Annotated in this window: 8 protein-coding genes; 5 read left to right on the top strand and 3 right to left on the bottom strand. The window is 62.9% G+C overall.

Annotated features, from left to right (window positions below):
* Positions 1-315 precede the first annotated feature (315 nt).
* On the bottom strand, positions 316-3456 hold the full coding sequence (locus AC2A1F_RS17895; RefSeq protein WP_484210134.1) for a beta strand repeat-containing protein: 3141 nt from the start codon (positions 3454-3456) through the stop codon (positions 316-318).
* A 339-nt stretch (positions 3457-3795) separates the two neighbouring features.
* On the opposite strand from AC2A1F_RS17895, the gene AC2A1F_RS17890 reads away from it, so the two are divergent.
* The 5 genes from AC2A1F_RS17890 (at position 3796) to AC2A1F_RS17870 (ending at position 9024) form a co-directional block, all read left to right on the top strand.
* Positions 3796-4443, top strand: a complete 648-nt coding sequence (locus AC2A1F_RS17890; RefSeq protein WP_484210133.1) for an RNA polymerase sigma factor — start codon at positions 3796-3798, stop codon at positions 4441-4443.
* Positions 4443-5231, top strand: coding sequence for a hypothetical protein (locus tag AC2A1F_RS17885; RefSeq protein ID WP_484210132.1), 789 nt, complete (start codon positions 4443-4445; stop codon positions 5229-5231). Before AC2A1F_RS17890 ends, AC2A1F_RS17885 begins: the two co-directional genes overlap by 1 nt.
* A 58-nt stretch (positions 5232-5289) precedes the next feature.
* On the top strand, positions 5290-5781 hold the full coding sequence (locus AC2A1F_RS17880; protein ID WP_484210131.1) for an asparaginase domain-containing protein: 492 nt from the start codon (positions 5290-5292) through the stop codon (positions 5779-5781).
* A gap of 52 nt (positions 5782-5833) precedes the next feature.
* Positions 5834-6151: a DMT family transporter gene (locus AC2A1F_RS17875; protein ID WP_484210130.1), complete on the top strand. Its 318-nt coding sequence runs from the start codon at positions 5834-5836 to the stop codon at positions 6149-6151.
* A gap of 128 nt (positions 6152-6279) precedes the next feature.
* Positions 6280-9024, top strand: coding sequence for a [protein-PII] uridylyltransferase (locus AC2A1F_RS17870; RefSeq protein WP_484210129.1), 2745 nt, complete (start codon positions 6280-6282; stop codon positions 9022-9024).
* Positions 9025-9050: 26 nt separating this feature from the next.
* On the opposite strand, the gene AC2A1F_RS17865 is transcribed toward AC2A1F_RS17870, so the two are convergent.
* A complete protein-coding gene (locus AC2A1F_RS17865; RefSeq protein WP_484210128.1) occupies positions 9051-9413 on the bottom strand; it encodes a carboxymuconolactone decarboxylase family protein in 363 nt (120 codons plus the stop codon).
* 13 nt (positions 9414-9426) lie between these two features.
* Entirely contained in the window at positions 9427-9615 is a 189-nt protein-coding gene (locus AC2A1F_RS17860; RefSeq protein ID WP_484210127.1) for a hypothetical protein, read from the bottom strand.
* Positions 9616-9685 lie beyond the last annotated feature (70 nt).

Raw genomic sequence — 9685 nt, 5'->3', positions numbered from 1 at the left:
CCCCCCCCCCCCCCCCCCCCCCCCCCCCCCCTTTTTTCAAGCAGAAGACGGCATACTAGATACACCGTTAAGTCTCGTGGGCTCGGAGATGTGTATAAGAGACAGGTCGAGACACAGTTCGCAGTGTCTCGACTGCGCTCGACACGAACGGAGGGTGGGTTGATCTTCACTAAAGCCCGCTCATGCTGAGCCTGTCGAAGCATGCTGGCGGGACGGTTGTGCCGGCACCCTTCGACAGGCTCAGGGTGAGCGGAGTCTGGGGAAGTATGTAGCGCAAAGAGACAGCGGAGGCACCCGCAGATGCCCCCACCCAAATCAAAACGCGATGCTAAGCGATCCGCGCACCGAGTAATCGACCACGCCCTGCACTTGCTCCGCGCCGCCCGCCAATTGCCAGGTATAGTCCATGCCGCCTGCCAGAACGCGCGCTTCGGCAGTCCAGCCGGATTTCATCGCATCGGGCGTCAGGCGGAACTGGCTGCCGTCTTCGAAATTGGCCACCGTATCGCCCAGCTTGCCAGCCAGCCGCTGCCGGTAACCGCCTTCCAGCTCCAGCGTCAGCGGGCGCTCGTCGCGCGTCACTTCGCCTGCGCTCCACGATGCGGTCATGCTGCCGGTGCCGGTGGCAAGGCTCGATGTGCGCTTGGCCACGGCCAGCACCATCGCGTCCGATCCGCCTTCGCTATAGCCGTTTTCCGAAAGGCGGAAGTAATCGAACTTTGCCATGGGCCGCAACGAAAGGTTGCCGCCCAGATCGATCTTGTACGATGCGCCACCCTGACCGCCCACGGTCCAGCCCTTCCAGCTGCCATTGGCCGAATAGGCCAGTGCCGTCCCGTTCACCGCCCCGGTAAACGTGCGCGCCGAACTGAGCGAAACCCGGCCGACCGAGGCCTTGGCATAGGCATAGAACGGCCCGCTCGCCATGCGCCAGAACGCGCCCAGCTCGTAATTGCTGGCATCGGTGGTCTGATAATCGCCGGTCGCGATATCGCCTTTGGTGTAGGCGAAGGACAGGCCCACATTGCCGATCCCGGTAATCCGTTCGATCCCGGTGGAAATGCCCCAGCCCGAAACCTTGAACCCGGCGGTGCCGGTCTGGTCCTTGCTGCCACGGAACCAGATCGGCTCCAGCCAGCCGCCCGCGTTGCTGATATCAAACAGCGAACTGTCATCCATCAGATGGCGCGAGGCGAGGCGGCCCGAGCGGGTCACGAAATCAAACACGCCGCCCGCATAGTCAGGCAGCAACTGGTTGAACTGGCCCTGCAGAGCGGCCACGTTCTCCACCTGCAACAGGCTGCTGCCAAGGTTGTCGAAGGCCGTGGCCTGCGTATAGATCGCCTCGTATGCCGCAGATTGCGGCGCGTTCAGGCCCAGTTCCTGCGCAGTCTTGCGCGATACGTCGAGCACCAGTGTCTCGCCCACCACGTTCACATCGCCATTGAACAGCACCGGCAACTCGGTAGTGGTGGCATCAAATGTGGGCGTGCCTTCCAGCGACCCGGCGGTCAGGATGGTATAGCTGCCCTCAGCATCGGCGAGCGAGGATATCGTCGCTGAAACCTTTGACCCGCTGGCAAAATTGGCGGTGTTGACCACGATCTGCGAAGCCGTGCCGGTCTCGCCATCGATATAGACTTTCAGCATGCCGCCCGAATTCACCGTCAGGCTATCGAACGAAAGCGTAGCGGCACTGCCGGTGCCAAAGCTGCCGCCATTGACGATGACATCCAGATTCCCAGCATTGCTGAGAGTGCCGGTGAACCGCGAAGTACCGCCCAGCGTCAGCGTGCCAAGATTGCCAGCAAGGTCCAGATTGCCTTCGAAGAACGAAGTGCCCGCCATGCCCATCGTGGCGCTGCCGGAGCCGAAATTGATGTTCCCGCGATAGCCGCTGTCGCCCGAAAGCAGCACCGAATCGTTGCCCGCACCCAGGAAGCTATTGCCGATGATGCGCCCGGTGGCGATATCGAGCACGTCGTTGCCGCTGCCGGTGTGAATATTGCCGGTAATCGCGGCATAGATCACCGGGTTGCTCGCGTCATAGCCTGATGCCGCCTGTTCGGTGGTCTGCGCGGCCTTGTCGATATCATTCAGGTACTGCTTGATCGTGACGCCCGTGGTGTTGGCGGTCACGTCAATCGCGCGCAGATCATCGGTGCCCGATCCGGTCACCGTGATGAAGCCGGTATTGTTGATCGTGCCCAGCGTGCCCGATTTGTCATGAATGCCATAGGCAGCGCCTTCACCGGGGGAACTGATGCCTGCACGGATCGTGCCGCTGTTTGACAGAGTGGGGACCACAGAGCCCTGATTGATAAGCAGGGCAGTGGCGGTTTCGTCCACGGTGGTGGCGGTGATCGTGCCGGAAACGCCGATGCCATTGGCCATGGTCACCGTGCCACCCTTTCCACCAATCACCACGCCAAAGGCATCGGTGTTGCTGTAGACGCTGTTGGCCGTGATCGCGCCATCAATGGCCAGCGAGAACTCACCGTCGCGGCCTTTGACCTTGCCAATCACGATATCGTTTGCACCACCCACCAGCAGCGCGGGGCTGTTGCCGACAGACGAGATCGCGCCGGTCACTTCCGAAGCATCGGCCACGCCGTCACTGTCTTCGTCGGTGTTGGTGGAGCTGAGGTCATAAGGCGCGGCATCCAGCAGGATACCTCCTGCGACATTGCCCGAAATCTCGACCGCCGCCTTGCCGCTGCGCAGCGCGGTGCGCGAAAGCGTCTGCGTGGTGCCTGCATCGGTGGTGTAGGATGAGGCTTGGCTGACTGTGCCCTGGATGCGCACAGTGCCACCCACATTGCCGCCAACCACCAGCGCCTGCGCGCCTTCGCCCACCACGGCGACGGTGCCTTCAACCGTCACGTTGCCGGTCACGCCCTTGGTGCCGATCCCCACGCTGTTGTCGCCCAGCACAGCAATCGTGCCGGTGTTGGCCACATTGCCGACCAGATCGGATTTCACCGCAATGCCGCCGGAATTCAGGCCATCGACGCGGATCGTGCCGCTGTTGCTGATCGATCCCGTGGTGGCAGCGCCGCTGTTCACCACAATGCCATAACGGTTCGATGCCGATGCAATTGGGCCATCGGCAATGCCGTTGCTGTCGGTATCGGCAGCGGTGAAGGTTTCGGTCACGGTGATTGTGCCCGCGTTGCTGATCGTGGTGGAGCGGCCCGGTTCAACGAAGATCCCGGCATCGCCCGTCTTGCCGCCGGTGTTGGTCATCGTTCCGCCCGATGCGACCGTCACAGTGTTGTTCGAATCCACCGTAGTTGCCACGCCGCCGTTGGCCAGCGTGATCGTGCCGCCGCTGGCCACGGTCACGTTGCCTGCCGTCGCGGTCTTGAGCGGGGCCGTCGTGCTGGTGCTTACGGTCGTATCGGCAAAAGCGGTTTGCGGGATCAGCAGGGCGAGCGCAGCGGGCGCTCCAGCCATTGCGGAAAGAAAAGTCGTGCTGCGAAGATGGTTCATGAAACCCCTCATCCATTCGGGAAAAAGCAGGCCCGCGCCGGGGTGCGGTCGGCACGGGCCAGTCAAGGTGCGACCCGCAAGGGACTCATGCGGGAGCGATCAACAGGTGGAGCTGGCCCGGCGCGGTGCCGGTTGTCCGTCTCCGCAGCGCTTAACGGGAACCTTCGCGAAACCCTTCGCAGCGCTTGGAAAAAAGTTTGCGAAGGCGTTTGATAGCGCGCTGTAAATCTGCCGTTCACTTGAATGACGGCAGGCAGAGCGCGCGGCCTGCATCGGGCCTTGGTGCAAAGACGGCAGGTTTCCTTGACGTTCTATGGCGACGTGAGATCAGAAGCTTTGGCGGGCGATGAAAGCCTGCTGGAATCTGCTGATAGCCTTCATCGTGAGGCCTTGGACGACGCTTCGCTGATGCGCGAAGTGGCAGGCGGGTCGGTCGAGGCCTTTTCCATTCTGGTCGATCGTCATTCGCCCGCGCTCTATCGCGTGGCCATGCGCATGCTGTCCGATCCGGCCGAGGCCGAGGATGTGACGCAGGATTGCTTCACCCGCCTGTGGCAGAATGCGCCGGGCTGGCAGCCCTCTGGGGCCGGGCTGGTCGGCTGGCTGCACCGTGTGGCCATGAACTTGTGCTTCGATCGCAAGCGCCGCTTCCGCGTGGTGACCGTGGAAACGCTGCCCGATCCGGCTGATGACACACCGCTGGCGGACCGCCGAATCGAGGCTGAGCAAGCCTCGAAAGCGGTGGGAGAGGCCTTGGCAGACTTGCCCGAGCGCTATCGCGCCGCGCTAGTCCTCTGTTATTACGAGGGTTTTTCGAACGCCCTTGCAGCACAGGTGCTTGATCTCAATATCAAGGCGATGGAATCGCTACTGTTCAGAGCGCGTCGGCAGATGCGCGGCCTGCTTGAGGCCCGCGATGTGTCGTGCGCCGATCTGGCGGCGCAGGCCTGATGGCGCGCAAGGTTCCCGTTTCACCCGCGCAGGCCGAAGCCGCGCTCCATGCTGCACTGGCCCGCGCCCCGCGCCCCGCCGTGCCGCCCGGCCTTGCCGCGCGGATCGTGGCGCAAGCCACCGCGCAGCCGCAGTTTGCGCCGGGGGCCGATGCGGTTGAGGCGAGGGTGCCCGAAGTGCCGGCTCCGACCGCGCAGGTCATTCCCTTCGCACCAGTCGCCGAGTCTGGCAAAGCCGAACCACCGCGCAACCGGCGGTTCTTTTTCGGCGGGGCCTTTGCGGCGATGGCGGCGAGTCTGGTGGCGGTCGTGGTGATCGACCAGAAAACCGCACCTTTGCCCGGAATGGCAGAAAATGCAGAAATTGCAGTGGGTTCTGAAGTGCACTTAGATGCACCTAGAACACACCAAGCTGCACCAGCCCCGCGGCTGGCCGCTGCAAGGCCCACCCAAAGCGCCGCACCGCGCACCGCAAATGCCATCGTGACGATCACGCCCGAACCGCCGCTGGTCGATCCCGCTCCGGTGCAGATCACCGCGCCCGCACCCCAACTTGCCACCTCTGGCGAGCGTCCGGCACGCGATGTGGCAGGTCCAACCGCCGATCCATCGCCCGCCCCGCGCATCGTTCCCAACGGAGGCCTGATGGGACCGCCCGCGCCGCAGCAGGGCTGGGCCTTTACCGGCGGCGCTGCGGGCAATAGCACGCTGCCAGGGGGGCAATCCCTGCCGAGCCAGACCACCGGCACGATGCCGCCTCCTTCCGGCCCCGGTGGCGCACATCCCTGAAGGTTCGCGGGCCTGACGGGCCTGTAATTGCCTGTAAAACCGGGCTATAGGCCCGCCAATGCAGCAACATCCCATCCTCGTGCTGACTACTGGCGGCACCATCGACAAAGCCTATTTTGACGCGCTGAGCGAGTATCAGATCGTCGAATCCGGCATCCCTGCCGTGCTTGCGCAGGCGCGCGTAGCCTTGCCGATCCGCGTGATGGAACTGATGCGCAAGGACAGTCTGGAGCTGACCGATGCCGACCGCGCGCTGATTGCCGCCGCTGTGCGAGAAGCCCCGGAAACCCGCGTCGTGATCACCCATGGCACTGATACCATGACAGAAACTGCCAAGGCGCTGGCCGATATTCCCGGCAAGATCGTAGTGCTGACCGGCGCATTATCGCCCGCGCGCTTTGCGCAAACCGATGCGCCCTTCAACCTGGGGATGGCCTTTGCCACCGCACAAATCGCCGCGCCCGGCGTGTGGATCGCGATGAGCGGGCAAGTGTTTGACGGGTTGAAGGTGCGCAAAGATCGCGCCGCAGGGAAATTTGTGACCCTCTAAAGCGTTGCAGTCGTGCACGTTAAGGCACGGCTCGCCCAAGGAGAGGCTTTGCATGAATTGGATTTATCTCGCTCTGGCCGGACTGTTCGAAATTGGCTGGCCGGTCGGCCTCAAAATGGCGCAGGCACCCGCTAGCCGGATCAGCGGTACTCTGGTTGCCATCACGTTCATGGCGGTTAGCGGCACCCTGCTCTGGCTGGCGCAACGGACGATCCCCATCGGCACTGCTTACGCGATCTGGACCGGGATCGGTGCAGCCGGGACGTTTATCGTGGGCGTGCTGATCTATAATGATCCCGCCTCGCTGATGCGCTTTGCAGGGGTTGCGCTCATCGTTGCCGGAGTGGTGACGCTCAAGCTGGCGCATTAGAGCCAAATGACGTTAGGTTGCCACGCCGACACTGCCCTTTGGGGCGAAACCGGCCTCCATCTGCGCGGGTTTCAGGCCTGATAGGCATTGTTATTGGACGGTAACGGATCAGCCTCTAAAGCAGAGTCATGACACTTCCCCGGATTGCGAACCAGCGCGCCATTATTGACCGCCGCCAGTTGGCCGATGCCGTCGCTGCCGCCTTTGGCGAACAGGGCGAGAAATCGCGCCCGGCAGTGGTTGAGCTGCTGCGCGGGGCGCTGGAGAGTGGGCGCGCCGAAATTGCGCGGCGGCTGGAAGCCAAGCCCTCGGCAGGCACCGAATGCGCGCAGGCGCAGGCCTTTCTGGTCGATCAGTTGATGCGCATCATCTACGATCACGTGACAGGGCGCATCTATCGCGCCAGCAACCGGTCGATGGGCGAGCGCATCGCCGTGGTCGCCGTGGGCGGCTATGGCCGGGGCGAAATGGCGCCGCATTCGGACGTGGACATCGCCTTCATCACCCCGATCAAGCCGACATCGTGGTGCGAACAGGTGATCGAGGCGATGCTCTATTTCCTTTGGGATCTGGGGCTTAAGGTCGGTCAGTCTAGCCGATCACTGGACGAAGTGGTGCGCATGGCGCGCAGCGATCTGACGATCCGCACCGCCATGCTCGAAGGCCGCTATGTGTGGGGTGACCGCGATCTTTATGATGCGGCATCGGCCAAGTTCTTTGCCGAAGTCGTCCATGGCACCGAAAAGCAGTTCGTTGCCGAAAAGCTTGAAGAGCGCAACCAGCGCCACAAGCGGCTGGGCGATAGCCGCTATGTGGTTGAACCCAATGTGAAAGAGGGCAAGGGCGGCCTGCGCGATCTGCACACGCTGTACTGGATCGGCAAATATATCCACAAAGTGCGCGATGCATCTGAGCTGGTCGATGTGGGCCTGCTGACGGCGGAGGAATACCGCGCGTTCCGCCGGGCCGAGAACTTCTTCTGGGCGGTGCGGTGCCACCTGCACACGCTGACCAACCGCGCCGAAGACCGGCTGACGTTTGACATGCAGCGCGAAGTGGCGATGCGGATGAACTTTGCCGACCGGCCCGGCAAGAGCGCGGTTGAACGGTTCATGCAGTACTTCTTCCTGCAGGCAAAGCAGGTGGGGTCCTTGACCGGGGTGTTTCTGGCGCAGCTGGATGATCAGTTCGCCAAGGAAAAGCGTGGCTTCTTTGCCAGCCTGCGCCGCAAGCGGCCCAAGCGGGTCGGATCGTTCCTGATCGATGCAGGCAAGCTGGGCGTGGATTCGGACGACACCTTCAAGCAGGAGCCGGTGCGGCTGGTGGAACTGTTTGCCGTGGCGGTGGAACAGCAGGTGGAAATTCATCCCGAAGCCATGCGCCTCGCGCGGCGCGATGCCGGGCTTATCGATGCTGCCATCCGCCGCGATCCGCGCGCAAACAAGCTGTTCATGGATGTGCTGACCAGCCGCAATGATCCCGAAACGGTGCTGCGCTGGATGAACGAGGCGGGCGTGTTTGGCCGGTTCATTCCCGATTTTGGCCGCGTGATCGCGCAGATGCAGTTCGACATGTACCACCATTACACGGTGGACGAACACACGATCCGCGCCATCGGGTTGCTGGCCAAGATCGAGAAGGGCGAGGCCCGCGCCGATCACCCGCTGGCCAGTGAAGTGGTCAGCAAAGTGTCTTCGCGCCGGGTGCTCTATCTGGCCACGCTGCTCCACGACATTGCAAAGGGCCGCAAGGGCGACCATTCGGTGCTGGGCGCCGAAGTGGCGATGAAGCTGTGCCCGCGGCTGGGGCTTTCGGCGGCAGAGACCGAACTGGTCGCCTGGCTGGTGCGCTGGCACTTGCTGATGAGCGCGACCGCGTTCAAGCGCGATCTGGCCGATTACAAGACCATCGCCGATTTTGTGCAAACCGTGCAGAGTCAGGAGCGCTTGCGTCTGCTGCTGATCCTGACCGTGGTGGACATTCGCGCGGTGGGGCCGGGCGTGTGGAATTCGTGGAAGCGCCAGCTGCTGGGCGATCTGTTCATTTCCGCCGAAGAAATGCTGCGGCTGGGCCACAAGCAGCATGGGCGGGTGGAGCGCATTGCCGCCAAGAAGAAAGCCGTGGGCGTTCTGCTGAAAGAGCGCGATGCTCTGATCGGCACGGTGGGCAAGCAATTGGGCGATGCCTATTGGATTGCCGAGCCCGAAGACATTATCGCGCTGAACCTGCAGCAGATGGACGTGGCGCTGGGCGAGCCGCTGTCGGTGGAAGCGCACTGGTATCCGGCGCGCGGGGCGACGCTGGTGACGGTGTTGGCGGCAGACCATCCGGGGCTGTTCTATCGCATTGCCGGGGGCATTCATCTGGCCGGTGGCAACATCATCGACGCGCGCATTCACACCGCGCGCAATGGCACGGCGGTGGACAACTTCCTGGTGCAGGACCCGCTGGGCCGCCCGCTGAACGAAGCCAGCCAGATCGCGCGGCTGAAGAACGCCATCGCCGATGCGCTGGCCAACCGGGTGAAGCTGGTGCCGCAATTGGCCGCAAGGCCGTTGGCCCGTCCGCGCGCCGATGCGTTTGATGTGCGGCCCATCGTGATCTTCGACAACAAGGCATCGAACCGGTTTACTGTTATCGAAGTGGGATCGCGTGACCGGCCTGCGCTGTTGAGCCAGCTTGCACGCGCGCTGTTCGAGGCGCGGCTGGTGGTGCATTCGGCACACATCGCCACCTATGGCGAACGAGCGGTCGATACCTTCTATGTCACCGATGTGCTGGGCGAGAAAGTGGAGGACGAAGCGCGGTTGCGCACGGTGGAAAAGCGGCTGCTGGAGGCGGCAGAGGATCGCAAGCTGAAGGCTGCGGCCTGAGAGGCATCAGTTTCCCGCTGTGGGCATCAGGCGTTTGTGCTGTCACGCTTTTCCGCAAACTGATCGTAGGCTTCCACCGCTTGGGCTGCATACATCAGGCTTGGCCCTGCGCCCATGTAAAGCGCCATGCCCATTGTCTCCATCACCTCATCGCGCGATGCGCCGTGTTCGAGCGCGGCCTTGGAATGAAAGGCAATGCAGCCATCGCAGCGGATGGCAACAGAGATTGCCAAGGCAATGAGTTCCTTGGTCTTGGCGTCCAGTGCGCCCGCCTGCGTGGCGGCCTGCGCCATGGCCGAGAACGCCTTCATCACATCGGGCGCGCCCATGCGCACCTGCTTGATCGCGCCCGACAGTTCGGTCGCCATTTCCGGCCAATCCTTGTTCATGGCTGTGGCCCCTTCAGGCTTGGAGATGCGTGATTTTGCGGGCGATCAGCCAGCTGACCGGCAGTGCCAGCACGAACCCTGCCGCAGCGGCAATCACAATCGGCGTCATGCCTTTCATTCCGGCGGCCAGAACCGCCGTTATGCCAGCCCCCATCAGTGTGGTGCCAACAACGGCGTGGAGAATCATTGTCAGACGGAACATCACACGCCCCCATTGCTATCTGCCGAATGGTTAGACCCTTCGGGGTGTGGATGAATTGATGCGCATCAAT

This window comes from Novosphingobium sp. HNCC26BN242 (assembly GCF_057180525.1).
The sequence above is the reverse complement of the archived record's forward strand: the minus strand, read 5'-3'. Positions and strand labels throughout refer to the sequence as shown.

What these genes read in the sequence shown, in the direction of transcription:
- AC2A1F_RS17895 (WP_484210134.1), bottom strand. Translation starts at nt 3,456, where the DNA reads ATGGCTGGAGCGCCCGCTGCGCTCGCCCTGCTGATCCCGCAAACCGCT.
- AC2A1F_RS17885 (WP_484210132.1), top strand. Translation starts at nt 4,443, where the DNA reads ATGGCGCGCAAGGTTCCCGTTTCACCCGCGCAGGCCGAAGCCGCGCTC.
- AC2A1F_RS17880 (WP_484210131.1), top strand. Translation starts at nt 5,290, where the DNA reads ATGCAGCAACATCCCATCCTCGTGCTGACTACTGGCGGCACCATCGAC.
- AC2A1F_RS17875 (WP_484210130.1), top strand. Translation starts at nt 5,834, where the DNA reads ATGAATTGGATTTATCTCGCTCTGGCCGGACTGTTCGAAATTGGCTGG.
- AC2A1F_RS17870 (WP_484210129.1), top strand. Translation starts at nt 6,280, where the DNA reads ATGACACTTCCCCGGATTGCGAACCAGCGCGCCATTATTGACCGCCGC.
- AC2A1F_RS17865 (WP_484210128.1), bottom strand. Translation starts at nt 9,413, where the DNA reads ATGAACAAGGATTGGCCGGAAATGGCGACCGAACTGTCGGGCGCGATC.
- AC2A1F_RS17860 (WP_484210127.1), bottom strand. Translation starts at nt 9,615, where the DNA reads ATGTTCCGTCTGACAATGATTCTCCACGCCGTTGTTGGCACCACACTG.